The 24,069-nt window shown below is 72.6% G+C and carries 21 protein-coding genes and 3 pseudogenes; 14 read left to right on the forward strand and 10 right to left on the reverse strand.

Features of this window, described 5'->3' with window-relative positions; all coding sequences use genetic code 11:
• Nucleotides 1–121: 121 nt before the first annotated feature.
• Together BJ961_RS19445 and BJ961_RS19450 are read left to right on the forward strand one after the other, a co-directional pair.
• Nucleotides 122–1,204 carry an amino acid ABC transporter permease gene (locus BJ961_RS19445; RefSeq protein ID WP_271414057.1) on the forward strand — a complete coding sequence of 361 codons (1,083 nt, stop codon included), beginning with the start codon at nucleotides 122–124 and terminating at the stop codon, nucleotides 1,202–1,204.
• Nucleotides 1,201–3,198 (forward strand): FAD/NAD(P)-binding protein, encoded by a 1,998-nt coding sequence (locus tag BJ961_RS19450; protein WP_271414058.1) that lies wholly within the window; start codon nucleotides 1,201–1,203, stop codon nucleotides 3,196–3,198. The genes BJ961_RS19445 and BJ961_RS19450 overlap by 4 nt, the downstream gene beginning before the upstream one ends.
• Before the next feature lie 70 nt (nucleotides 3,199–3,268).
• Here the strand turns inward: BJ961_RS19450 and BJ961_RS19455 are convergent, their stop codons facing one another.
• The gene (locus tag BJ961_RS19455; RefSeq protein ID WP_271414059.1) at nucleotides 3,269–3,541 is read right to left on the reverse strand and encodes a DUF4190 domain-containing protein; all 273 of its coding nucleotides are present in this window, start codon (nucleotides 3,539–3,541) and stop codon (nucleotides 3,269–3,271) included.
• A gap of 288 nt (nucleotides 3,542–3,829) precedes the next feature.
• Here BJ961_RS19455 and BJ961_RS19460 point away from each other — a divergent pair, with 288 nt between their 5' ends.
• Nucleotides 3,830–4,951 carry an FAD-dependent oxidoreductase gene (locus BJ961_RS19460; RefSeq protein WP_271414060.1) on the forward strand — a complete coding sequence of 374 codons (1,122 nt, stop codon included), beginning with the start codon at nucleotides 3,830–3,832 and terminating at the stop codon, nucleotides 4,949–4,951.
• Between the two features lie 57 nt (nucleotides 4,952–5,008).
• Here the strand turns inward: BJ961_RS19460 and BJ961_RS19465 are convergent, their stop codons facing one another.
• The 3 genes from BJ961_RS19465 to BJ961_RS19480 all read right to left on the reverse strand — a co-directional run bounded on the left by BJ961_RS19465 (nucleotide 5,009) and on the right by BJ961_RS19480 (nucleotide 7,732).
• Nucleotides 5,009–6,235 carry a phospholipase D-like domain-containing protein gene (locus BJ961_RS19465; RefSeq protein ID WP_271414061.1) on the reverse strand — a complete coding sequence of 409 codons (1,227 nt, stop codon included), beginning with the start codon at nucleotides 6,233–6,235 and terminating at the stop codon, nucleotides 5,009–5,011.
• 149 nt (nucleotides 6,236–6,384) lie between these two features.
• A complete protein-coding gene (locus BJ961_RS19470) occupies nucleotides 6,385–6,834 on the reverse strand; it encodes a hypothetical protein (RefSeq protein ID WP_271414062.1) in 450 nt (149 codons plus the stop codon).
• Between the two features lie 340 nt (nucleotides 6,835–7,174).
• On the reverse strand, nucleotides 7,175–7,732 hold the full coding sequence (locus BJ961_RS19480) for a COG4315 family predicted lipoprotein (RefSeq protein ID WP_271414063.1): 558 nt from the start codon (nucleotides 7,730–7,732) through the stop codon (nucleotides 7,175–7,177).
• 252 nt (nucleotides 7,733–7,984) lie between these two features.
• Between BJ961_RS19480 and BJ961_RS19485 the strand changes: the two genes are divergently transcribed.
• The 5 genes from BJ961_RS19485 to BJ961_RS19505 all read left to right on the forward strand — a co-directional run bounded on the left by BJ961_RS19485 (nucleotide 7,985) and on the right by BJ961_RS19505 (nucleotide 11,710).
• Nucleotides 7,985–8,485 (forward strand): SMI1/KNR4 family protein, encoded by a 501-nt coding sequence (locus BJ961_RS19485; protein ID WP_271414064.1) that lies wholly within the window; start codon nucleotides 7,985–7,987, stop codon nucleotides 8,483–8,485.
• Nucleotides 8,461–8,916 (forward strand): YwqJ-related putative deaminase, encoded by a 456-nt coding sequence (locus BJ961_RS19490; RefSeq protein WP_271414065.1) that lies wholly within the window; start codon nucleotides 8,461–8,463, stop codon nucleotides 8,914–8,916. The genes BJ961_RS19485 and BJ961_RS19490 overlap by 25 nt, the downstream gene beginning before the upstream one ends.
• Nucleotides 8,913–9,740 (forward strand): SUKH-3 domain-containing protein, encoded by an 828-nt coding sequence (locus BJ961_RS19495; RefSeq protein WP_271414066.1) that lies wholly within the window; start codon nucleotides 8,913–8,915, stop codon nucleotides 9,738–9,740. Before BJ961_RS19490 ends, BJ961_RS19495 begins: the two co-directional genes overlap by 4 nt.
• Before the next feature lie 299 nt (nucleotides 9,741–10,039).
• Entirely contained in the window at nucleotides 10,040–10,591 is a 552-nt protein-coding gene (locus BJ961_RS19500; RefSeq protein ID WP_271414067.1) for an EF-hand domain-containing protein, read from the forward strand.
• 201 nt (nucleotides 10,592–10,792) lie between these two features.
• Nucleotides 10,793–11,710, forward strand: a complete 918-nt coding sequence (locus BJ961_RS19505; RefSeq protein WP_271414068.1) for an endo-beta-N-acetylglucosaminidase H — start codon at nucleotides 10,793–10,795, stop codon at nucleotides 11,708–11,710.
• 34 nt (nucleotides 11,711–11,744) lie between these two features.
• On the opposite strand, the pseudogene BJ961_RS19510 reads toward BJ961_RS19505, so the two are convergent.
• Nucleotides 11,745–12,023, reverse strand: a pseudogene (locus tag BJ961_RS19510) (alpha/beta hydrolase); the annotation flags it as partial.
• 2 nt (nucleotides 12,024–12,025) lie between these two features.
• Between BJ961_RS19510 and BJ961_RS19515 the strand changes: the two are divergent.
• Nucleotides 12,026–12,436 (forward strand): annotated as a pseudogene (locus BJ961_RS19515) (LuxR C-terminal-related transcriptional regulator); the annotation flags it as partial.
• 33 nt (nucleotides 12,437–12,469) lie between these two features.
• Here the strand turns inward: BJ961_RS19515 and BJ961_RS19520 are convergent.
• Nucleotides 12,470–13,120, reverse strand: coding sequence for a hypothetical protein (locus BJ961_RS19520; RefSeq protein ID WP_271414069.1), 651 nt, complete (start codon nucleotides 13,118–13,120; stop codon nucleotides 12,470–12,472).
• A gap of 204 nt (nucleotides 13,121–13,324) precedes the next feature.
• On the opposite strand from BJ961_RS19520, the gene BJ961_RS19525 reads away from it, so the two are divergent.
• On the forward strand, nucleotides 13,325–15,154 hold the full coding sequence (locus tag BJ961_RS19525) for a glycoside hydrolase family 3 protein (protein ID WP_271414070.1): 1,830 nt from the start codon (nucleotides 13,325–13,327) through the stop codon (nucleotides 15,152–15,154).
• A 266-nt stretch (nucleotides 15,155–15,420) separates the two neighbouring features.
• Here BJ961_RS19525 and amcB read toward each other — a convergent pair whose 3' ends face one another.
• Nucleotides 15,421–16,566: a cyclophane-forming radical SAM peptide maturase AmcB gene (gene amcB, locus BJ961_RS19530; RefSeq protein ID WP_271414071.1), complete on the reverse strand. Its 1,146-nt coding sequence runs from the start codon at nucleotides 16,564–16,566 to the stop codon at nucleotides 15,421–15,423.
• Entirely contained in the window at nucleotides 16,563–18,836 is a 2,274-nt protein-coding gene (locus tag BJ961_RS19535) for an ATP-binding protein (protein ID WP_271414072.1), read from the reverse strand. The genes amcB and BJ961_RS19535 overlap by 4 nt, the downstream gene beginning before the upstream one ends.
• Before the next feature lie 161 nt (nucleotides 18,837–18,997).
• Here BJ961_RS19535 and BJ961_RS19540 point away from each other — a divergent pair, with 161 nt between their 5' ends.
• From BJ961_RS19540 to BJ961_RS19550, 3 genes and pseudogenes are all read left to right on the forward strand, one after another.
• On the forward strand, nucleotides 18,998–20,155 hold the full coding sequence (locus BJ961_RS19540) for an ROK family transcriptional regulator (protein ID WP_271414073.1): 1,158 nt from the start codon (nucleotides 18,998–19,000) through the stop codon (nucleotides 20,153–20,155).
• Between the two features lie 117 nt (nucleotides 20,156–20,272).
• Complete coding sequence (locus BJ961_RS19545) at nucleotides 20,273–21,493, forward strand: Gfo/Idh/MocA family protein (protein WP_271414074.1); 1,221 nt, start codon at nucleotides 20,273–20,275, stop codon at nucleotides 21,491–21,493.
• An 85-nt stretch (nucleotides 21,494–21,578) separates the two neighbouring features.
• Nucleotides 21,579–21,827, forward strand: a pseudogene (locus BJ961_RS19550) (AQJ64_40280 family protein); the annotation flags it as partial.
• 56 nt (nucleotides 21,828–21,883) lie between these two features.
• On the opposite strand, the gene BJ961_RS19555 reads toward BJ961_RS19550, so the two are convergent.
• On the reverse strand, nucleotides 21,884–22,744 hold the full coding sequence (locus BJ961_RS19555; protein ID WP_271414075.1) for a helix-turn-helix transcriptional regulator: 861 nt from the start codon (nucleotides 22,742–22,744) through the stop codon (nucleotides 21,884–21,886).
• A gap of 130 nt (nucleotides 22,745–22,874) precedes the next feature.
• Here BJ961_RS19555 and BJ961_RS19560 point away from each other — a divergent pair, with 130 nt between their 5' ends.
• Complete coding sequence (locus BJ961_RS19560) at nucleotides 22,875–23,558, forward strand: alpha/beta fold hydrolase (protein WP_271414076.1); 684 nt, start codon at nucleotides 22,875–22,877, stop codon at nucleotides 23,556–23,558.
• A gap of 60 nt (nucleotides 23,559–23,618) precedes the next feature.
• Here BJ961_RS19560 and BJ961_RS19565 read toward each other — a convergent pair whose 3' ends face one another.
• Complete coding sequence (locus BJ961_RS19565) at nucleotides 23,619–23,993, reverse strand: VOC family protein (protein ID WP_271414077.1); 375 nt, start codon at nucleotides 23,991–23,993, stop codon at nucleotides 23,619–23,621.
• Between the last annotated feature and the right edge of the window lie 76 nt (nucleotides 23,994–24,069).

Below are 24,069 nucleotides of genomic sequence, written 5' to 3' on the forward strand. Positions count from 1 at the left end.
CCTAGTCTCGACGGCGGACCGGGCACCGCCGTACGTGGTGGACGATCCGGCCGCGTTGAGGGACGCGACATGCGTGACGACACCCATGCCCACGCCTCCTCCCTCCTCCGGAGCCTCCCCGATGGTCACTCCTTCTGACGTCACTCCTTCTGACGTCACTCCTTCCGATGTCACGCCCTCCGATGTCACGCCCTCCGACGCCACGCCTTCCGATGCCCCGTCCGCTGCTGCTCCGAAGCGCGGGAGAGCGCCCGGGCCACGCGGCGCCGACTCGCCTCGGATCGTGCCGCGCCGGCACACCGGCCGGCTGCTGGCGGCGGCCGTGGCGCTGCTGCTCTTCGCCATGGTGGTCAACTCCGCGGCCCGCAACAGCGCCTTCCAGTGGGACGTGGTGGGCCGGTACTTCGCCACGAGCGCGGTGCTGGACGGTCTGTTGCTGACCCTGTGGCTCACCGCGACCGTGACGGTGCTCGGCTTCCTGCTCGGCATCCCCCTGGCGGTGATGCGGCTCTCCGCCAACCCGGTGCTGCGCACGCTGAGCTGGGGTTACGTGTGGGTGTTCCGGTCCACGCCGCTGCTGGTGCAACTGCTGTTCTGGTTCAACATCGGAGCGCTCTACCCCACCCTCGGGCTCGGCGTCCCGTTCGGCCCGGAGTTCGTCACCGTCAAGACGGTGAACCTCCTCGGGCCCACCCTCACCGCGGTCATCGGCCTCACCCTGCACGAGACCGCCTACGCCGCCGAGGTGGTACGCGGCGGCATCCTCTCGGTGGACGCGGGCCAGACCGAGGCCGCCCAGGCCCTGGGCCTCGGCAGGTCGCGCACGCTGCGCCGGATCGTCGTGCCGCAGGCGATGCGCTCGATCGTGCCGACGGCCGGGAACATGCTGATCGGTACGCTCAAGGGGACGAGCATCGTCAGTGTGCTGGCCGTGCACGATCTGCTGTTCTCGGTACAGCTGATCTACAACCGCACCTATCAGGTCATACCCCTGCTGATGGTCGCCACACTGTGGTACATCGCGGTCACGACCGTGCTGAGCGTCGGTCAGTACTACGTCGAGCGGTACTACGCCCGCGGTGCCGCCCGCAGCCTGCCGCCCACCCCGCCGCAACGGCTCCGCGCCGGCCTGACCACCCTGCGGGTCCGGCTGAACCGGGCGACCGCCGCGGACGCCCGGCCCACCCTCGGCGGTGACCGGTGAGCAACGCCCGCACCGCGGCCGTCCTCGTCGTCGTCGGCGCGGGACCGCGCGCCACCGGACTGCTGGAGCGGATCGCCGCGAACGCCCCCGAACTGTGGTCCGGTGACAGGGAGTTGCTCATCCACCTGGTGGATCCGCACCCGCCGGGGCCGGGCCGCATCTGGCGGCACGAGCAGTCGCCGCTGCTGCGCATGAACTCCATGGCCGAGGACGTCACGATGTTCACCGACGAGACGTCCACCATCGACGGCCCCGTACGGCCGGGCCCGTCCCTGGCCGAGTGGGCCGCCGCGTTCTCCGACGGCACCGAAGCCCGCGCACACGCGCCGCACGCCCCGTCCCCCGACCCGGACGTGCTCGCCGAACTGCGCACGCTGACCGGGACGGACTTCCCCACCCGCCGGGCGCAGAGCGCCTACCTGACCTGGGTGTTCCGCCGGGCCCTGGGGGACCTGCCGCCGTCCGTCAGGGTCGAGTGGCACCGCGCCGTCGCGACGGCCGTGACCGGCCCCGCGGACGGCCCGCAACACGTCCGCCTGGCCGGCCGCACCGCACCCCTCGTCGCCGACCTGGTGGTCCTGGCCCAGGGCCACCTGGAGTCCGCCCCCGCCGTCGAGCACCGCGCCCGCGCCGCCTTCGCCCGCCGCCACAACCGCGTCCATCTGCCACCGGGCCTCTCCGCCGACGCCGACCTGTCGGCGCTGCGCCCGGGCGAGCACGTCATCCTGCGCGGCTTCGGACTCGCCTTCGTCGACCTGATGGCGTTGCTCACCGAGGGCCGCGGCGGCGCCTTCCGCGCCTCGGCGGACGGCACGCTCACCTACCTCCCCTCCGGCCGCGAACCGGTCCTCCACGTCGGATCACGACGCGGGGTGCCATACCACTCCAAGACCCGCTACCGCCTCCAGGGCCCCCGACCGCCGCTGCCCCGGCACTTCGGACCGGCGGCCCTCGACACGCTGATCGCCGGGGGGCGGCCGCTGGACCTGCGGCGCGACGTGTGGCCGCTGATGGCCAAGGAGATCGGCTTCGGCCACTACCACGAGTTGTTCCACGCCCACCCCGAGCGGACGGCGCTGCCCTGGCCGGAGTTCGTCACCGCCTACGACCGCCTCGACTGGTACTCCACCGAGATGACGGCCCTGATCACCGCAGCCGTGCCCGGCCGGGAGGACCGCCTGGACTTCGAGGCGCTGGACCGCCCCCTCCAGGACCTGGTCTTCGTCACGCCGGAAGCCCTCCGGGGCCACGTGCGCGACCATGTCGCCCGGGACGTCGCCCGCCGCGAGGACGCGGCCCACAGCGCGGACCTGGGCGCGTTCCTCGCGCTGCTGTCCGTCTACGGGCAGTTGCCCCGGCTGGTCGCTGCCGGACGGCTGACGGCCCGCTCCGTCGCCGACGGTCTGGACGGCTGGTGGCACGGCTTCTTCAGCTTCCTCGCCTCCGGCCCGCCGGGCTTCCGGCTGCGTCAACTGCTCGCCCTGTCCGAGGCCGGGCTCGTCCGCTTCCTCGGCGCGGACCTCCGCGTCGGCACGGACGAGGCCACCGGCACCTTCACCGCCGCCAGCCCCACGGTGCCAGGCCACATCACGCACGCCACCGCGCTGATCGAGGCGTACCTGCCGGGCCCGAATCTCGACCGCACGCGGGACCCCCTGCTACGGCGGCTGTACCGCGCGGGCGCCCTCACCGAGGAGGTCGTCGACGACCCGGCGCACACACACCGCTCCGGCAGGATCAGAGTCGACCCGGAGGGCGGCCACGTCGTCGACGCCGTTCTCGGCGGCCCCCACCCCCGCCGCATCGCCCTCGGCGCCCCCACCGACAGCCGCGCCCAGGCCGCCTTCGCCCGGCCTCGCACCGATGCCCCCGCCTTCCGGCAGAACGACGCGGTGGCCCGTGCCCTGCTGCGGTCCCTGAACGCCGATCAGCACACCGGACCGGCGGACCACGGCGGCAGTCCTGCCGATCTCGGTGTGCGTGTCGGGGGGTGAGGCGGCGTTCCGGCGTGGGGGTGCCTGTCGACGAGCGGAAGCCCCCTGGGCACACCGCCGCCGGACGGCGTCAGCCGATGTGCCAGGAGAAACTGCCGCCGTTGTTGGCGGCGACGGCGAACATCACGATCATGAGCACGATGTCGGCGATTCCGAGACCCAGTGCCCACTTGGCCATCGCGGATCCGGTCTGACGCAGCGCCACGGCACCGAAGATGATCGCCAGCGGGCCCAGGACGATGGGCAGGATGAGGAGTCCCACGATGCCGCAGACCAGTCCGGCGATCGCCAGTCCACTGGTCCTGCCGCCCTTTCGGGCTCCCGTTCTGCTGTAGGTCGACATGCTTCCTTCCGATCTGTCGTGGATCAGTGGAATCTTCTTCTTTCGGTGGCCTTCGAGTTGCCCCTGGGAGCCGTTTCACACCAGCGACTCGTCAAATCCATTGGCCGCGGCCGAAGTTCGGCCCGTCCGGGCCATACGGGCAACGGGCGACATCCTCCCGTCGGCGCCGCGTAGCAACTCTGTCGGGGGCTGTCGGTCGGATGTCGGTGGCCCGTCGGCGGGAGGCGGCACCTTTCGGAAGGTGGCCGTCCGGAGCCAACCGGGCGGCCCGATCCCGAAGGAGTCACCTTGCACACCCCAGTCACGATCATCGGCGCCGGGCTCGGCGGACTCACCCTGGCCCGCGTCCTCCACGTCCACGACGTCTCGGTCACCGTCTACGAGGCCGAGCCCTCCCCCTCGGCGCGCGCACAGGGCGGACTGCTGGACATCCACGACTACAACGGACAACTCGCGCTCGAGGCGGCCGGGCTGACGGACGAGTTCCGGGCCATCGTTCTGGAGGGCCGTCAGGCGCTGCGGGTGGTCGACGAGGACGGTACCGTCCTGCTCGACCAGGCCGACGACGGTACCGGCGGACGCCCGGAGGTGCAGCGGGGGGACCTGCGGCAGGTCCTGCTCGACTCGCTCCCCGCCGACACCGTGCGCTGGGGGCACAAGGTCGGCCGCACCCGTGGCCTCGGCGACGGGCGCCATGAGGTGAGCTTCGCGGACGGCAGCACTGTCGTCACCCGCCTGCTGGTCGGCGCGGACGGCGCATGGTCACGCGTCCGGCCGCTGCTGTCCTCGGCCACACCCGAGTACACCGGCAAGTCGGTCGTCGAGACCTACCTGTACGACGCCGGCTCACGGCACCCGGGCGCCGCGAAGACCGTCGGCGGCGGGATGCTGATCGCTCCTTCGCCGGGCAAGGAGATCTTCGCCCACCGGGAGAAGGACGACACGCTGCACGCCTACGTCGGGCTCTCCCGACCGCGCGACTGGTTCGCCGCCGTCGACTTCACCGATGCCGCCGAGGCCACCGCGCGGATCGCCCGGGAGTTCGACGGCTGGGCACCGGAGCTGACCGCGCTGATCACCGACAGCGATGTCGCGCCGGTCCTGCGTTCCCTCTACGCCCTGCCGGCCGGACACCGGTGGGAGCGGCTCCCGGGGGTGACCCTGCTGGGCGACGCCGCCCACCTGTCCGCTCCCAACGGCGAGGGCGCCAACCTGGCGATGCTCGACGGCGCGGAACTGGGCACGGCCATCGCCGCGCACCCCGAGGACATCGAGAGGGCACTGGGCGAGTACGAGCGGGCCATGTTCCCGCGCAGCGCCGAGTCGGCCACCGACGACATGATCGGGCTCGACTCGGCCGACAACACGGCCCAGGGGCTGATCGACCTGGTCACCGAGAACGGGCTCTGAGCCGCCGATCAGCGCCCCGGCCGCGCCTGGTGGGGCAGCGGGTCGCCGTAGGCCCTCTCACAGGAACCGGCGGATGGGCTGTACGGCGACCTCGCGGGCGCGCTGGAACGGGGATCGCCGACTCCAACGACCTCGCCGGATCGGTTCGCTGAGCGCGGTGTCGGCCTCGAAGTGCCGGTCCAGCGTGGCGGTGAACTCCGTGTCCAGTACGGCGAGCATGACTTCCTCGTCGTGATCGAGGGAGCGTCGGTTGAAGTTGGTCGAACCGACCAGGGCAGCCGTGTGATCGACGGTCATGACCTTGGCGTGCATCATCGTCGGCTGGTAGTGGTGGATCTTCACGCCGCAGGCCAGCAGGGAGTCGTAGTGGTGCTGCCCGGCCAGCTGGCAGACGCGCTTGTCGGTGTGCGGCCCGGGCAGCAGGATCTCCACCTCCACTCCGCGCCGTGCGGCGGCGCACAGGAGGTCGATGAAGTAGGCGTCCGGGGAGAAGTAGGCGGTGGCCAGCCTGAAACGCTCCTCGGCGGACTCGATCATGACCCGGATGAGGGTCTGCATGTCCTGCCAGCCGAAACTGGCCGAGCCGCGCACGACCTGCACCACCGCGTTGCCCTGGGGGCGGTGCTCGATGAACCGGTCGCGCTCGTCGAAGAGTTCGTCGTGGCACTCGGCCCAGTTCTGTGCGAAGGCGGCCGCGATACCGTCCACGGCCGGTCCACGCACCTGGACGTGGGTGTCGCGCCACTCGTGCGGGTTGCGCGCGTCGCCGCACCACTCCTGGGCGATTCCCACACCTCCGGTGAAGGCCACCTGTTCGTCGACGACCAGGACCTTGCGGTGGCAGCGGTGGTTCTGCTTGAAGGGCGACAGGTGGGCGGGTTTGCGGAACCAGGCCACCTGGACGCCCGCCCGGTCCATCTCCGCCAGCAGGTCCGTGTCGATGAGTCTGCTGCCGAAGCCGTCCAGCAGCAGGCGTACGCGCACTCCGGCTCGCGCGCGCTCCGCCAGCGCGTGCGCGAAGTCGCGGGCGATGTCGCCCTTCCAGTACACGAACGTCATCATGTCCACGGTGTGCTCCGCGCAACGGATGGCGTCGAGCATGGCCGGGAAGATCTCGTCTCCGTTGCGCAGGGCGTCCAGGGCGTTTCCCTCGGTCGCCGCGATCCCGATCAGACGCTCCAGACGGCGGCGTATGCGTACGGAGCGCTCGTCCGGTCCCCCGCCCTCGGCAGCGGACGCCCCGGAGGCACTGGAGGCCGACGGCACCTCATGGACACTCGTCATTCCTCTTCGCCTTCCGTCGCACGCGTATGCGTGATCGTGAGGGAACCGACCGTGAACAGCCCGTACCCGGCCCTCTTCGAGCACGCCGAGCATAGCTTCGGCGGCGACTCGGGGCCCCGGCCCCGCCCTCGCCGTCCGCGGACGGCCGCTCAGGGCCCGGGCCTGCGCCTGGGGCGGAAGAGCAGCAGATACACCGTCGCCACCACCGCGACCGCCTGGGCCACGGCGGTGGTCTCCTTCTCTCCGTACCAGACGGGCTCGTACATGTCCGGGAAGGGCCCCAGTTCGCCGATGTTCCAGTAGCGGTACACGAGCAGGAGCACCAGCCCGCCCACGGCCACCGCCGCGGCGAAGAGGTCACCCGGGAGACGGCGCCAGGCAAGGACGAGGACCGCGGCCAGTGCCGCGAGGGCCGCCTCGAGCCGGAAGAGCGTTCCCTGGCTGATGCCGGACGCGATGGGGTCGTACCGGTCTGCCAGATGTGCGTGGAGGTAGGCGTCCACGGCGAGACCGGCGGCGGCCAGTACCCGTGCCGCGCCTCGCACAAGACGGCCGGCGCCGCCGCGGCTCGCGGCCGGGCCGGTTCTCTGTGATGACATGGCAGGCCTCCGTTGACGGCGCGGGACGGGACCGCGGGCCGAGGGCTCACCCGACGGTGAGGGTGCCCTTCATGAAGGGGTGGATCGTGCAGTCGTACGGGAAGTCGCCCGGCTTCGACGGCGCCGTGAAGGTGGCGCTCCTGCCCGGGGCGATGTCGCCGGTGTCGAAGGCGTTGTCCTCGGCCGCCGTCAGGGTGTGCGTGGTCGTGTCGTCGTTGGCGACGGACTGGCGGCCGATTCGGTCGCACGGCCCCCGCCGTCGAAACGGCCCGGGCCGGCGGGGAAGGGGAACGGCATGGCGTCTGCGAGCGCTGGTGAGCCCGACCGGCCCGGGCCGGGGTCAGTACCCGCCGCCGCTGCTCCGGGGCTTTTGGGTGATCTTCTTGCCGTCGGGGTCGACGACGAACCACTTGGCGCCGAAGGCGTCGACGCCCTGCCCGTTGATGTCACCGGCCTTCTGGTCGTCGGCGAACCGGTACAGCGGGTGCCCGTTGTACGTCACCTGCTCGGACCCGTCGTCGCGTTTGGTGGTCTTGAGCAGGTCCTTCTTGACTCCGTTGCCCGCGGTCGGTGCGGGCTTGGCGGTGAACGGCGGCCACGCCTTGGCACAGTCGCCGTTGCACATCGACTTGTCCTTCTTGTCCTTCTCGAACAAGTAGAGCGTCCGGCCCTTCTCGTCGACCAGCATCTTCCCGTAGGTGCCGTCCTTGATGTCGACCTCGGCGGTGGTCGACGAGGTCGCGGCCGGCACCACATCGGTGTCGATGCCCACCGCTGGGTTGTCGCTCTCCGTACCGCCGGCACTGCCGTCGCCGCCGCCGTCCGAACACCCCGCCGCCGCGGTGGCGACCAGGAGAACGGAGGCCAGCGCGGTGACTGTCCTGAGGTGCGGTTTCATACCAACTCCTTGATCGTCGCCCCGTCCGGGCAGCACGCGGCCCACCCGATCGGGGCCGCCGCTCCCAGCTCAGCCCACGGCCGACGATCCGGCCATCCGGACGTGGCCGTTCGGATTGGGGCCGCGCGGACCGACAGGACGGGCCCGTTCACGGCCGCCGTCAACGCGGCCGCAAGCGGTGACGCCGTGCCCCTCACCGACCGGCTCCTCTGGCAGAATCGTCCCCACGGGTACCGACGGGGGGCGACGGGCTTGGCCATCTTGTGGACGCCGCAGGGTTCGCTGAGCGAGGCGGATCTGCGGGATCTGGAAGCGGAACTGGGAACGGTCCTGCCTGGTGACTACCGCGGCTGGCTCGCCGCCACCAACGGCGCCCGGTTCTCCGCGCCCGCGTGGATCCCGGAGCACGAGATCTTCGCCGAGGAATGCCTGTGGGGATATCGCACCGGCCTCCCGGGACGCGACCTGGTCACCGGGCACCGGTCCACCCGCGACGTGTTCACCGCCGACTACACGGCGATCACCCGCACCCTGTCCGGCAACATCGCGGTGAGGACGTCCGGGGACGACGTGGGCTCGGTGTGGGAGTTCGACATCGACCGGATGCGGGAGGACGGGCGCTACGACCCGGTGGCCGTCTGCGACGACATGCTGGTGCGGCTCGCGGACGACTTCACCGGGTTCCTGGACCTGTGGGAGGTCGACGACAGCCAGACGATCGTGGAACCGTGGCAGCCTCCGGGGTCTGGATGACCGCCGACGCGACGGCCGGGGCGACGCCGCCCGGAGTGGGCGCCACGCTGTACCGTCCGGGTCGGCACCCCGAGCAGAAGGTGAGCGCGCACACCGCCACCGTCCCCGCGCACCCGGCGGTCCTCGCTCTGCTGGACCGTACGGAGCCCGCCATGCGTTCGGCCTTCCACGGGCGCTGCCCCGACGTGCTGCTGCTGTCCGCGGTCGCTGCCGAGGCGGAGACGTCCCTGACCGTCGAGGGCCTGGCGGCCTGGACGACCGAGACGCTGCTGGAGCGGCTGCGGCGGCTGCTGCGGGGTTCCCTGCTGACGGCGGTGCTGCTGCGAGAACCCCACGATCCGGCGGGCGGACGCCCGATCCCGCCCTGCTCCTCCTGTGCGCCCGCTCTCGTCGCACTCGGCGTCCGCTACGACGGGCCGGTGCCGCCGTGACCGCGGTCGCAGGCCGGCCCGCCGGTGTCCGGGGGCCGGCAGAGGGCCGGTTCCCTCCCGATGTCGCGGCCGTGCTCTCCGCCGCGGGCTGGTTCGAGGGCGTCCGCGTCGACGACGGTGACATGCTGCACTGGTTCCGGGCGTTGAAGACCGCGGGTGCGGACATGTCCCCTCCGGCGGTCGCCGCGCTGAGGGAGTTCGGCGGGTTGACGGTGCACCAGTACGGACCCGGGGTGGACATGTCCCGGATGCCGTTCCGGATCGATCCCATGGCCGGTGTCCACGCGTCCGCCACGCTGGCCGCCTACGGAGCGGCGCTGGGCAGCGCGCTGACCCCGCTCGGCGAGTACGACCTGGGGCGCGGTCGGCTGGCGATGGACGAGGAGGGCGCCGTCCACCTGTGGTGGGGCGACCTGTGGAGGGTCGCGCACTCCATGGACACCGCTTTGAGCGCGCTGGTGCGGGGCCGCCGCCCGACCCGGCTCGACCTTGAGGCGCCCCGCGAGCCCCCGCCCGAACACTCGATGGACGTCGACGAGGCCACCGTGCTGGCCCGCCGCCTGACCGCGTGGAACAGGACGGACGTCGGCGTGGCACTGCACCCGTTCGACCTGGGCTGGCTGGTCCACCACCCGCCCTCCCCGGCCGGCGGCGACACGGACGCCCCGGCGCGGGACCCGGGCGGAGGCTACTGGGTCATCGACCGCCGCAACGGCCGTGTCACGAGTTGGCCGAGCGTGCCTCCCGACGTGGTCGTCGGGATGTACCGGGACCAGCACGGCGACCACCCGCCCCGGCACGCCGTGCGGGGCGGGGGTGCGTGACCGGGCGTTCTCCGGGTCGTGCGCCCTGCCGCCTGCCGCCTTCCGTCCGACGGCGGCTTCAGGATCGCGGCATGCTCATGCAGAGGGCGTGTTCGCCCGGCGAGGGGCGGCCTGGCCGCAGGAGCCGCTGGTACGGCTGGTGGACCGGACAGCCCGCACGGCTCCGGGCGGCTCCGGGCGCGCGGAGCACTGACAGGGCGCGCGGTGACGCCGGTCCTCCCCCTCGCGCCTACGAGCGCCGTTGGACGGCGGGCGCACGTGGGCAGCCTCCTCGCAGCACTGCGAACGAGGGGGCTTGAATGGCCAGCGAATTCCAGCACACCAAGTTGCGCGCGATGTTCGACGCCTTCGACGTGGACGGCGACGGCTACTTGGAGGAGGCGGACTTCACCGCCCTCGCGGCCCGTTGGGGCGGACTGGCGCGCGTGAGAACGGAAGCCGATCTGGCCGCGAGGGTCCGCGACGTGATGCTCGGCTGGTGGCAGCACCTGTCGACGACCGTCGACACGGACGGAGCCGGCCGGATCAGCATGGCCGGCATCCTCGCCATGGTCGACCGGCTCCCCTCCATGCACGAGACCGTCACCGCCACCGCCGACACCGTCTTCGACGCGGTGGACGAGAACGGCGACGGTCGCATCTCGCGCGGCGAGCACCAGCGGTTGATCGACGTGTGGCACGGCCGGGGCATCGAGACCGGCAGCACGTTCGACCTGCTCGACCAGGACGGGGACGGCTACCTGACCCGCCCGGAGTTCGCCGAGCTGTGGTCCCAGTTCTGGATCAGCGACGACCCGACGTACCCCGGGAACTACCTGTGCGGACCGTTCACGGGCGCCCCGACCGGTTGACCGGCGGCCTGCCGTCGGTCGCCCCCGCGGGCCCCGAACCAGGAAACCGTCCCGCTCGCGGCACGCCGCGTCGTGTGGGGAAGTGATGGAGAAGTCGGTCGCACTTGTCGGTACTCGGCCACGGCTGCGGAAAACTCGGAGGGTCCACTCGGGGCCTCCGAACCAGTCGGACGCCCACCATGCGACGGGAGACGACCAACGATGCTGACTCCGGTAAGGAACAGAGTGCGAGCCGCCGCGCTCGCGCTCTCGGCCGTCGCGGCCCTCACCTTCCACACGGCCTCGACGACCGGCGCGGCGGCGGCACCCGCTGCCGCGAAGCAGGGCCCGACCTCGGTGGCCTACGTCGAGGTGAACAACAACAGCATGCTCAACGTCGGCAAGTACACGCTCGCCAACGGCGGCGGCAACGTCTTCGACGTGGCCGTGATCTTCGCGGCGAACATCAACTACGACACGGGCACGAAGACGGCGTACCTGCACTTCAACGAGAACGTGCGGCGCGTCCTGGACAACGCCGCCACGGAGATACGGCCCTTGCAGCAGAAGGGCATCAAGGTCGTGCTCTCGGTGCTGGGCAACCACCAGGGCGCGGGGTTCGCCAACTTCACGTCCCAGGGCGCGGCTTCGGCGTTCGCGAAGCAGCTGTCGGACACGGTCGCCGAGTACGGTCTCGACGGCGTCGACTTCGACGACGAATACGCCGAGTACGGCAACAACGGCACCGCCCAGCCCAACGACAGCTCGTTCGTGCACCTGGTGACGGCACTGCGCGCGAACATGCCGGACAAGATCATCAGTTTGTACAACATCGGTCCCGCCGCCTCCCGCCTGTCCTACGGCGGCGTCGACGTCTCCGCCGAGTTCGACTACGCCTGGAACCCGTACTACGGCACCTGGCAGGTCCCCGGTATCGCACTGCCCAAGTCGAAGCTCTCGCCGGCGGCCGTCGAGATCGGCCGGACCTCCCGGAGCACGTCCGCCGACCTCGCGCGCCGCACCGTCGACGGGGGCTACGGCGTCTACCTGACGTACAACCTCGACGGCACCGATCGCAGCGCCGACATCTCCGCGTTCACGAGGGAGCTGTACGGCAGCGACGCCGTCCGCACGTCGTAGGACGCCCCTGCTCACCGCGTCGCCGACAACGATGTCAGCGGCGCGGTCGCGCCGCGCAGGCGAGGTCCCGAGCGGGGCGTTCTCCGGAGGTCAGGAACCGCGTCGCCGCGTCGTTGGCGCAGGTGTTGCCGCCGTACGGGTAGACACCGTGACCGCCCTGGTCGACCGTCACCATCGTGGCCCGCCCGCCGAAGGCCCGCCGCAGCTCCCGGGCACCGGCCGGCGGCGTGCCGGGGTCACACTCGTTCCGCAGCATCAGCACGTTCGACGGGCCCCTGCCGGTGATGCGCACCGGCGGTTCGGTCCGCTCCCGGCGACCTGGTGCTCGGGGCACTGCGGGCCGGCGCTCTCGGATTCGTCCTCAAGGACACCCCGCCCCCACGCATCCTCGACGCGGTACGGACCGCGGCGGACGGCAACCCGGTGCTGTCCCCGGCGGCCACGGCACGGGTGATCGCCGCTGCCACCGGCCCGGACTCCGCGCACGCCCGTGACCACTCCCGCGAGGCCGCGCGTGAGCGGCTGTCGGTGCTGACCGACCGGGAGCGGGAGACCGCCCGGGCCATCGCGGACGGACTGGGCAACCCTCAGATCGCCGAGCGGCTGCGCATCGCCGTCGCGACGGTCAAGGCCCACACCGGCAGCCTGTTCGCCAAGCTGGCGGTCGAGAACCGGGTGCAGATCGCGCTCCTGGTCCGCGACGCGGAGAAGCCGGCGGGGGGATGACCCGGAAGGTGCGGGGCGCGGGCGGGCGGCCGGTCAGCCGCCGAGCACGGCGGACGGCGCGTCCCCGTTCTGCGCCTGCCGGGACCGCTCCGCCAGTACCGCCGCCAGGTCCCGGACGCTGTCCCCGTCGACGCCGCCCCCCTCGCCCGCGGAGATCGCCTCGGTCCACAGCAGTGTCGTGCCGACCCGGACCTGGGTCACGGCACCGAGTGCACCCTTGTAGCTGAACGAGCCGAGCCGGGCATCGCGCTCGTCTCCGACCGGGCCGAGCCCGAGCGGCTTCGCCTTCTCCCCCGCCCGCTTGGCGTACCGGCCGTCCCACAGCACGTCGTACGCCTCCCGGGCGGCCTGCTCGCCGGCGTAGGCGATGATCAGGAAGTTCACCTGGACGGCGTCGTCCTTGTCGTGGAAGGTCGAGACGCCGAAGAAGCGGGAGTTCTCGCAGCCCGCGTTGCCCTTCATGGGGCAGGCCTCCCGGCGGTAGAGCGCGTCCATCTCGACGGCGATGGGCCGGGCGGACTCCTTCCAGCCGGCCATGGCCTCGTCGTCCGGCAGCACCTCCCCCACCTGTTCCTTCGTGAGCGCCGTCGCCCGGTCTTCAGCGCTGCCACCCTCCGCGCCGCCCCCGCAGCCGGTCAGCAGCAGAACCGCCGCGGCCGGCAGGCACCATCGGTAGGTCCTCATGGTCGTGCCACCCCCTTGGGGGGTGATCCTACGCGGGCCGTTCTGGCGAAGCGGATTCCCTTCGACGTCCCACCGCGGGCGGGCCCTCCATTTTGTCTAGACCTATTGCCCTGTCCTTGACCGCGGGCTACGTTTCCCGCTGTCCGGAGTCTTCACGTTTCCTTCAACTCCCCTGATGGGCAAGGCTGGAAGGAGCATGTCCGCATGCAGGACCGGAGTCTGTCCAGACGAACCGTTCTCGCCTCCGCGACCCTGGTCGCCGCGAGTACGACGGGCGTCGTGGGCCTGACGGCTACTCCCGCGGTCGCGCACGAGCGCGACGACCGCCGCCTCAAGAGGATCATCTCCAGGATGAGCATCGAGGCGAAGATCGGCCAGTTGTTCGTGCCGTACTTCTACGGCACGTCGGCGACTTCTCCCAGCAGGCTCGACCAGGAGCGCAATCTCAGGGAACTCGGCGTCCGCACCGTTGCCGAGCTGATCGCCAAGTACCACGTCGGCGGGGTCATCTACTTCTCCGGCTGGGCCAACAACATTCAGGACCCCCGCCAGGTGGCGGACTTGTCGAACGGAGTGCAACGGGCCTCGCTGGCCCTGCCCACCCCCGTTCCGTCCCTGATCTCCATCGACCAGGAGCACGGGGCCAACGTCCGCATCGGCAGCGGCGCCACGCAACTGCCGGGCGCGATGGCGCTCGGCGCGGGCCGCTCGCTCGCCGACGCGCGCACCGCCGGACGGATATCGGGCACGGAGCTGGCCGCCCTCGGCATCCATCAGAACTTCGCCCCGGTCGCGGACGTCAACGTCAACCCGGCCAACCCCATCATCAACGTCCGCTCCTTCGGCGCCGACGCCCGCGAGGTCGGCCGCATGGTGGCGGCCCAGGTGACGGGATACCAGCAGGTCGGCGTCGTGGCCTGCGCCAAGCACTTCCCGGGCCACGGGGACACCGGTCAGGACAGCCACACCGGTCTGCCGGTGATCACCCACACCCGCGAGGAGTGGGAGCGCGTCGACGCCCCGCCCTTCAGGGCCGCGATCGCCGCCGGTGTCGATTCGATCATGACGGCGCACCTCCAGGTCCCCGCGCTCGACCCCAGCAACGACCCGGCCACCCTGTCGCCCGCGATCCTCCAGGGTGTGCTGCGCGGGGAACTCGGCTTCGACGGGGTGATCGTCACCGACGCCCTCAACATGCAGGGCGTACGAACCAAGTACGGCGACGACCGGGTGCCCGTCCTCGCCCTCAAGGCCGGTGCGGACCAGCTGCTGTTCCCGCCGGACATCGACGTCGCGTACAACGGAGTCCTGGCCGCCGTCCGCGGCGGAGAGATCACCGAGGACCGCCTCGACGAGTCGGTCCTGCGCATCCTGCGGATCAAGGACAAGGCGGGCCTGTTCAGCGGCAGCCCCTTCACCTCCCGCAAGGAGGTCGACCGGGTCGTCGGCGCACGCGGGCACCGGCTCGCCGCGGCCCGGATCGCCGAGCGCACCACCACGCTGCTGGTCAACGAGGACGAGGCACTCCCGCTGCGCCGCAGGCAGCGGAAGCTGCTCGTGGTCGGCGCGAGCCCGGCCTTCCCGACCGACGACACCCGCACCACGGTGCCCGAGCTGGCCGAGGCGTTCGACGAACTCGGCTACAGCACGACCCACCTCGCCACCGGCAGGGCGCCCGACGCGGCGAAGATCGACGAGGCCGTGGCCGCCGCGCGGGGACGGGACGCGGTGGTGGTCACCACCGACAACGTCGGCGCCACCAGCGCCCAGCGCACCCTGGTGTCCCGGCTGCTCGCGACGGGCGTTCCCGTCGTCCACCTCGCGGTGCGCAACCCCTACGACATCGCCCACCTCGGCGACGTCCCGGCCTCACTGGCCTCCTACTGCTGGACCGAGGTCGAACTGCGCGCCGCCGCCCGGGTCATCGCCGGGCGGGTCGACCCGCGCGGCAGGCTGCCCGTGCCCATCCAGCGGGCGGACGACCCGACCAGGGTCCTCTTCCACTCCGGGCACGGCCTGTCGTACGGCCGCTGACGTCCCCGGCACCCGCACGGCCTCCGGCCCCGGCACCCCGAAGGGGAAGCTCCGGGGCCGGACCCGCCTGCGTCCGACCGGGTGCGGGGACGACCGGCCTTCCTCGCGCACGGCGTCAGGAATCACGCACCTCGGGGATGTCCGTCCCGCCCGAGTAGAGGGTGGCGGCGTGTACGCACCCGGGGTCGTCGCAGCCCGTGCGGCCCGGGTGGGCGTCGGTGTCCGGCACGGCCAGCAGTTCCGCTCGCAGGGAGCGTATCCGGGCCTCAACGCCCCCGGGCCTTCCCGGCACTTCGTTCCGCATCGCGCATCAGTCCTTCCATGAGGAGTTGTCTGCTGTTGCGGCAGAAGACGGTCTCGGTGACGTCCAACCGCCCCGTCTCGAAGTACTTGTTGGCGACCTGCCCGCCCCGGCAGTAGGCGAACAGATCGCATACCGCGCGACAGGCGTCGATCCCGGCGAGGGCCTCGGCGACCCAGGGGGTCTCCTGGGCCCGTGCCAGGCGGGCCGCGAGCCCGTGCTCCCGCACGTCGCCGATGGTGAAGGGGCCGTGGCGCGGGGAGGAGAAGCCCGCGAGGTCCGGCCCGACGGGCACGACCTGACCGTCCCAGGTGACCATCGGCAGCGGATCGACCGGCTGCTCGGCCCACTGCCCGGCCGTGCCGGCCAGCTCCGCCCTGACGTACCGCCGGACATGCTCCACGTCGCGCAGGCGCATGCGCGGGTCGGCGCGTCCGCACGCGGCCAGCGCGGCCCAGAAGTCGGCGACGTTCTCGTCGTCGTGGACGGCCCGGGTGTTCAGCCCCTTGCGTTCCACCAGGTTCACGCCCAGGACGCGGCAACCGAGTTCGGTGAACCACCGGTGCAGTTCGGCCGCTTTGCGCGGAGTCGGGTCGGACACGACGGCGATGGCGCCGAAGGCGATGCCGTGCTCCTTGAGCAGCCCGACACCGCGCAGCGTGCGGCCGGTGGCGTCTCGGCCGCCGCGGTCCACCCGGCCACCGCCGGCCCCGGGGCCGGGGTCGGGTCCGTCGACACTGACGGAGACCTCGATCCCCCGCCCGCGGAACAGCCGGCACCACGCTTCGTCGACGAGCGTGGCATTGGTCTGCACGGCGTGCCGTACGGGATGTCCGCGCCCCGGCGGGAACCGGTCGAGCAGTGCCGTCAGGCGGGACACGCCCGCGGCGAGCGGCTCCCCGCCGTGCCACAGCACGGTGACCGGGTGCTGTTCCGACCATGCGCCGACGGTCTGTGCGACCGCGTCGGCGACCTCGTCCGACATGACGCGGGCAAGACCGCGGGCGGGCAGGTAGCAGTAGCGGCAGTCGAGGTTGCACAGCGGAGTCGGCTGGAGGAGCACGAGGGAACTCGTCCGCGCCAGCCGGGCACGGGGCGACGGCGCCGTCATCGGCCGCCCCCCTCCCCTGTTGGTTCCCCTTCCCGGTACCCGGCGGCGGTGAGGCGTTTCAGCGCCTCGCTCTCGCCGTGGCGGTCGGCCAGTTCGCGGTAGAGGCACAGGGCCTGGACGTGTGCCTCGACGGCCTCCTCGCGGCGGCCCGCGCGCCCGAGGGTGACGCCGAGGTCCTGCGTCGCGATCGCCTGACCGTGCCGGTGGCCGAGATCCCGCTGCTCCCGCACCGCGAGCCGGTGGGCGTCGACGGCCTCGTCGAACCGGCCCAGCGCGCACAGGGCGACCCCGAAGTCGTTCCACGACGTGGCGAGGCGTTCACGCTCCCCCAGTTCCTCGAAGACCGCACGGGCGGTGGTGTGCGCCTCCAAGGCCTCCTCCAGGCGCCCGGTCTCGCGGAACGCGCGCCCCAGGTTGTTCCGGGCGGTGGCCTCGCGTGCCCGGTCACCGACCGAACGGAACATCGCGCAGGCCCGGGACAGGGCGACGATCGACTCCTCGCACCGGCCGAGCTTGAACCGGGCGCGGCCGAGGTTGTTCCACGTCGACGCCTCGACCTGCGCGTCCTGGACCGCCTGGGCCAGCTCCCGGGCGCGCTCGTGGGCCTCGATCGCCTCGTCGAACCGGCGGGCTTCCGTCAGGGAGACGCCCAGCATGTCCCAGACCTTCCCCTCCCCGAGCCGGTCACCGCGCTCCCGGTGGATCCCGCAGGCGCGGGTGTGCGCCGCGACAGCCTCGTCGAGCCTGCGGTTGTGGCGCAGGGCGAGACCCAGGTAGCTCCACGCCCTGCCCGCGCCGGAGCCGTCGCCCAGCGCGAGCGCCGCCTGGGCCGCGCACCGGTAGACGGACACCCCGTCGTCGAAGTATCGCCGTCGGTCGAGATACTCGTAAAGGCTCAGTGCCAGTCCCAGTCCGGCCCGGGCGTGCACCGGGTCGGCCGCCCACAGGGCGCCGGAGATGAGACCGGTGCGCTCGCGGTCGAGCCAGCTCAGCGCCTCCTCCCGGCCGTCGAATCCGGGAGAGGGGGCCCTGCCGGGGAGGTTGCGCACGTGCCAGTCGGCCGCCTCGGTCCGCCGCTGGTAGTGCGCGAGCAGCCGGGCCCGCGCCGCCGTGCCCTCCGCGCGCAGCGGCTCCTGTCGCGCCACCCGGTCCAGGGCGTAGGCGCGGACCAGGTCGTGCATGCTCCAGCAGCCCCGCACACTGCCGGGGCCGACCAGGTGGGCGCGCACCAGGACGTTCAGCTCCCGCCGCGGCGGGGTGGTCGCGCCGGACAGCACGGTGAGCGCCTCGTCGCTCGTCTCCTTCCCCGGTGCGAGCGCCAGGAGGCGGAAGAGGCGTGCGGGTTCCGGGCCGAGGCGGCGGTACGACAGGTCGAAGGCGGCCCGCACACCCCGCTCGCCGTCGTCCAGGTGGTCGAGGACGGTGGCGGAGTCGGCCAGCTCAGCCACCAGTTCCGCCACGGGCTTGCCCGGATCGGAGAGGAGCAGCGCGGCCGCGATCTGCAGCGCCAGCGGCAGATGCCCGCACAGCTCGCACAGTTTCTCGGCCCCGTCGGCATCGTCCAGGACGCGCGGGTCCGCCGGGTCGGCGGTGCGCAGGGCCGCGCGCAGGACGTCCCGGGCCACCTGGGGCCGGAGGACGTCGAGGTGGAGCAAGTGCGCGCCGAGCTGTGGCATGGTGTCGCGCGAGGTGACCAGGACCCGGTGCGCGGGGTGCCCGGGCAGCAGCGGTCTGACCTGCCCGGGGTGCGAGGCGTTGTCCACCACGATCAGCACGCGGCCGCCTGCGCGGGCCCGTTCGGCGAGCATCGAGCGGTAGAGTCCGGCACGCTCGTCCACCGTGCTCGGTACGTGCGCGGCGGCCACTCCCAGGGCGCGCAGCAGGGCTTCCAGGAGCTGCTCGGGTCCCGCGGGCGTCTCGTCGTAGCCGTGGCAGTCGACGAACAGGGCGCCGGCCGGGAACCAGCCGCGTTCGCGTGCCGTGTGGGCGGCCCGTACGGCCAGCGCGGTCTTGCCCACGCCGCCCAGCCCGGCCACCGCGGTGACCGGGGCCGCGGTGCGGTGTGCGCCCTCGGGGGCCAACGCCGCGAGCAGCGCGTCCAGTTCGTCCTCGCGTCCGGTGAACTCGGCTGTCGCGGGCGGGAGCGCGTCCTCTACGTGGGGCATGGGTCCGTAATGGTGGTGATGCTCCACCTTCTTCCCGATCGCCTCGCCCCGGAACGTGCCCTGGCTGAAGTCGATTCGATCCCCGCCGTACGTGTCCCCGCTCACCCTGCCCATCCTGCCCGAGGACGGGCACCGAAGGTGGATCTTGAGTCTCTTTACGACTCGGCGTTGACAAAGTTCCGCTTCACTACATCAATATGAAGGGCGGTGCCCCACGGCCACGTGGGGCGGCGCGGACACGGCGACCCTCGCAGGGAGTACCGAGCATGGCGACGACCGGAACAGACCTGTCCCGGATGCGCGAGATGAACCAGCTGTCGATCGTGTGGGCGCTGCGCGGCGGCCCTCCGTCGACGGTCACCGAACTCGCCGGCCGGGCCGGTCTGTCGCGTCCCGCCGTGGACGTACTGGTGCGGGCACTGGTCGGGGACGGCTGGGTGGAGGTGGAGGAGCCCGGGCCCGGCAGCGTGGTGGGACGTCCGGCACGCCGGTACCGGTTCCGGGCGGACGCCGGCCATGTCCTCGGCGTCGACGTCGGTGTGCACAAGGTGCTGGCGGTGCTGAGCGACCTGGAGGGCGACGTGGTACGGACGCTGCGCCGGCCGGTCGACCCCGAAGCGCCGCCCGCGGCACGGCTGTCGGAGGTCGACGGGGTGATCGACGACGTCCTGCGGTCCGCCGGGATGACACCGGCCGAGGTCTGGGCCGTGACGGTCGGGGTGACCGGCCCGGTCGACGCCGCGGGGCGGACCAGCCTGTCCACACCTCTGCCCGGCTGGACCGAGGCCGACCCGGTCGCCCATCTCGCGGCCCGCTTCTCCTGCCCGGTCCGGGTCGAGAACGACTGCAAACTCTCCGCCGTGGCCGAGCGGTGGAAGGGGGCGGCGCAGGACGCCGACGACATCGCCTTCCTCCTCGCCGGACTGCGCACCGGCGCCGGTCTCCTCCTGGACGGCACCCTGCGCCGTGGGCACGGCGGCGCCGCGGGAGAGATCGGCGCCCTGAAGGCGGTGCGCTGGATCACCGCCCCGGACCACCTCCGGAACTGCCCCGGGATTCCGGCCGCGGCCGCGCCCGGCGAGGCCGCCGCCTGGGTCTTCCAGGCGGCCCGGGACGGCGACCGGGACGCCAGGACGGCGATCCGCCGGTACACCCGCGACCTCGCGGTGGGGGTCGCCGCGCTGGTGCTGACCCTGGACCCGCAGGTCGTCGTCTACGGCGGCGGCTTCTCGCGCTCCGCCGACGTGCTTCTCGAACCACTGCGCCGCGAACTGGCCAGACACTGCCTGCGCATGCCGGAGCTGCGCGCCTCCACGCTCGGCGACGAGAGCGTGGCCCTGGGGGCGGTGCGCCTCGCGCTGGACGAGGTCGACGGCCGGCTGCTGAGCGACCGGCTCTCCGCGCCGACGGCACCACGCCGGTAGGCGCCCGGCGCTCCGGCACCGCCCCGTCGGCGTGCCGCCCGGCACGCCCTGCGCATACCGCACACCACCGCCCCCCACCGGGAAACGCCGGGAACACCGGATACGAAGGGACCCCAAGTGAGCGACCACGACCGGACGGTTGGACGGGAACTGCGCGTCGGAGTGATCGGCATCGGCCAGCGTGCCCCCATGGCGGCGCTGGCGAACCGTCCCGGCGTCGCCCGGGTCGTCTCCTGCGCCGATCCGGATCCGCGGGGCCGGGAGGACGCCCGGAGCCTGTTCGGGCCGGACGTGGCACTGCACGAGCGGTACGAGGAGATGACCGACGACGGCCTGGACGCCGTGTTCGTCCTCACGCCCGACCACGTGCACACGGCACCCGTGCTGTACTTCCTGGCCGCCGGGGTCCCGGTGTTCGTGGAGAAGCCCCTGGCGATCACCCTCGAGGACTGCGACGCTCTGCTCGAGGCCGCGTACCACTCCCGCAGCCGCCTGTACGTGGGCCACAACCTGCGCCATCTCCCGGCGCTGCGGCGCATGCGCGAGCTGATCGACGACGGCGCGATAGGCCGGGTGCGCGGCGTGTGGTGCCGCCACTTCGTGGGGCACGGCGGGGACTACTACTTCAAGGACTGGCACGCGGAGCGGGCCAACACCACGGGGCTGCTTCTGCAGAAGGGCGCCCACGACCTCGACGTCGTCCACTGGCTCGCCGGGGGCTACTCCCGGAGCGTCGTCGCGCAGGGCTCGCTGTCGGTGTACGGGGACAACCCGCGGCGCGCGGCCGACGCCCCGGCCCCCGCGGGCGGACGCATGCCCGACTGGTTCGACCCCGACGTCTGGCCGCCGTCCGCGTTGCGGGAGTTGAACCCGGTGGTCGACGTCGAGGACATCAGCATGATGCTGGCGCGGCTGGACAACGGGGTGCTGGCCAGCTACCAGCAGTGCCACTTCACGCCGGACTACTGGCGCAACTACACCGTCATCGGGGACGAGGGGCGTCTGGAGAACTTCGGCGACGGCATCGAGGGGGACGCCGCGACGATCCAGGTCTGGAACCGGCGCCGCTCCGGCTACCGGCGCGACGCCGACCTCTCCGTCCCCGTCGCCACACCGTCCCAGGACGACCACGGCGGCGCGGACCGGGCGCTGGTCGACGAGTTCCTCCGCTTCGCCGCGGCCGGCGGCCCGACGGACACCTCGCCGGTGGCGGCCCGCGAGGCGGTCGCGGCCGGCGTCGCCGCGACGACCTCCCTGCGCAGCGGCGGCACACCGGTCGACGTACGGGCGCCGGCCCCGGCGATCGTCGACTACTTCGGGCAGCACCAGCCGGCGTGACGGTCCGCCGGGGGCCGCTCAACCTTCTCGGGTATGGCGGCGGCCATCACCAGCGGTATCCCCCTCAGAACGCGGAGGAGTCCGGGAGGAGTTCTGGCTGGTGCGGCCGATGGTCTTCACGACCCTGCACCGGGACGGGAGCGGGGCGGAGCACCGGGACTGCTTCGTCGACTCGGACGGGTTCGTCCGGTTGCCCCACGGCCTGCGCGGTGCGGAGACGGTGACGCACTGGGCCGAGCTGCCCACCCTCCCGGGCGGGACGACGCACGCCGTGTGCGGAGCGGACGTGCGTCCCGCTGCCGGGAACGTGTGGCGTTCTCGTCCCGTTGACTGACCACACCCCCTCCCCCCGCACCGCTGCGCCCCGCCCCCGCCACCGGTGCGCCCGTGTCAGGGCCGCTCCTGCGCGTACATGTCCGGGTTGCGGGTGCTGCCGACGAGTACGCAGCCGTCGCCCAGGGGTTCGAGCCGCCCCATGGGCGGGTGGATCCAGGGAGCCACGTCGGCCGTGGGCGCTTCGAACACCACGCGGGTGGCGAACTCCCAGCCGACACCCAGGTTCTCCTCCAGCATCGCCACCGGGTCGACGTCCTCGGGCGCCCGGAAGCCGTGTCCGGTGGGCCGGACCGCGCCGAACCGGTCGACCCGGTAGGTGCGGATCGCGTCCGCGCGATGGGAGTGGCACAGCAGGTACCAGCGCCCGTGGCGCACGACGAGGGACCAGGGGTCCACCTCCTCCTCCCACGCGTGGCCGGCCTCGCTCCGGTACTCGACCCGTACGCGGCGCCGGTTGGCGACGGCGTCGACGAGGGAACTGGTGACGGCCGGATCCGGATGCGCCGCGTAGGGGTCGGGGGCGGCCGCCGCGTACTCCGTCAGCAGGGCCGCCTGCCGGCCGACGCTCTCCGGGAGGGCCTTGACGACCTTGCCCAGGGCGGTGCCGACCAGGTCGTCGGTGTCTGCCGGGGCCGGCCGGCCGCTGAGGACCGCCATGACGAGGCCGAGCGCCTCGGCCTGGGTGAAGTGCACGGGCGGCAGTCTCGTCCCGCGCCCCAGCCGATACCCGCCGTGCGGCCCCCGGGCCGACTCCACGGGGATGCCGGCCTCTCGGAGGATCCCCACGTACCGGCGTGCCGCCCGCTCCGTGACGCCCAGTCGGGTGGCGAGCTGTTCGGCCGTCGTGCCGGGGCGGGTCCGGAGGATCTCCAGTGCGCGCAGCGCTCGCGCGGTCGGGCTCAGGTCGTTCGGCACGGGAACAGGCTAGTCGCGACCCCGGGACCCGCTGCCCGGGAGGCCGCACCCGGTCCGCCGGGACATACCGGCAGCGGATCGTCCGGATCTCCTCCTACGGTGCTGCCAAGCGCGAGAAGGGGAACTGATCATGGACATTCTGCTCATCGGCGGCCTGTGGCTGGACGGATCGGTGTGGGAGCGCGTCGCGTCCACGCTGGAGTCGCTCGGCCACCGGCCCGTGCCGCTCACCCTCCCGGGGCAGGGGGACGGCACGGCCGCCGCCACGCTCGACGACCAGGTGGCGGCGGTGGTGGACGCGGTGGACGCGGCGTCCGGGAGGGCCATGGTGGTGGGGCACTCCGTGGCCTGCACGCTGGCCTGGCTCGCCGCCGACCGGCGACCGGAGCGGGTGGCCAAGGTCGCCCTGGTCGGCGGCGTCCCGACGTCCGACGGCCGGCCGTACGCCGACCTCTTCGAGGTCACGGACGGCGTCATGCCCTTCCCCGGCTGGGGTCCCTTCCAGGGACCGGATGCCGCCGACCTCGACGAGACGGCGAGGCGCGAGATGGCGGCCGCCGCGATCCCGGTGCCGGAAGCCGTGGCCAGGGGTGTCGTGCGGCTGACCGACGAGAGGCGGTTCGACGTGCCGGTCGTGGTGGTGTGCCCCGAGTTCACGCCCGCGCAGGCACGGGAGTGGATCGACGGCGACGTTCCCGAACTCCGCCGGGCCGGACGCGTCGGCTTCGCCGACATCGACTCGGGCCACTGGCCCATGATCACCCAACCCGCCGAACTGGCCCGGATCCTCGCCGCGGCGGCCGAGGCCGCCTGACCCGGACCGCGCCGCGGCCCCGTCGGTGCGCGATGTCCGGCCGGGGCCCGGCCGGGGCCCTCAGTGGAAGCAGAGGCAGAACGGGTGGCCGGCCGGATCCGCGTAGACCCTCCAGTTGGCGCCCTGGCGCAGCTGGTCCGTCCGCTCCAGCACCGTCGCGCCGAGAGCGACCGCCCGTTCCTCCTCGCCGTCGAGGTCGTCCACGTCGAAGTCCAGGTGCAGCTGCTGCGGCCGCTCCTGGCCGGGCCATTCGGGCGCCCGGTAGCCGTCCACCCGCTGGCAGGCCAGCGGTGTCCCCTCGAACCCGTGCACTTCGACCCAGTCGGCATCCTCCGGGTCCGCGACCACCCGGCCGCCGAGCAGGTTCGCGTAGAACTCCGCGAGCCGCACCGGGTCGGCGCAGTCCAGCGCGACGGCCTGCAGCTTTCGAATCACGTGTGACACCTCTCGTTCGTCGGCCGCTCGCGCGACGCCCCGGTACGGGAGGGGTACTACCCGCCGGGACAGCCGG

The organism is Streptomyces lienomycini (genome assembly GCF_027947595.1).
In the GTDB taxonomy this organism is placed as follows: domain Bacteria; phylum Actinomycetota; class Actinomycetes; order Streptomycetales; family Streptomycetaceae; genus Streptomyces; species Streptomyces lienomycini.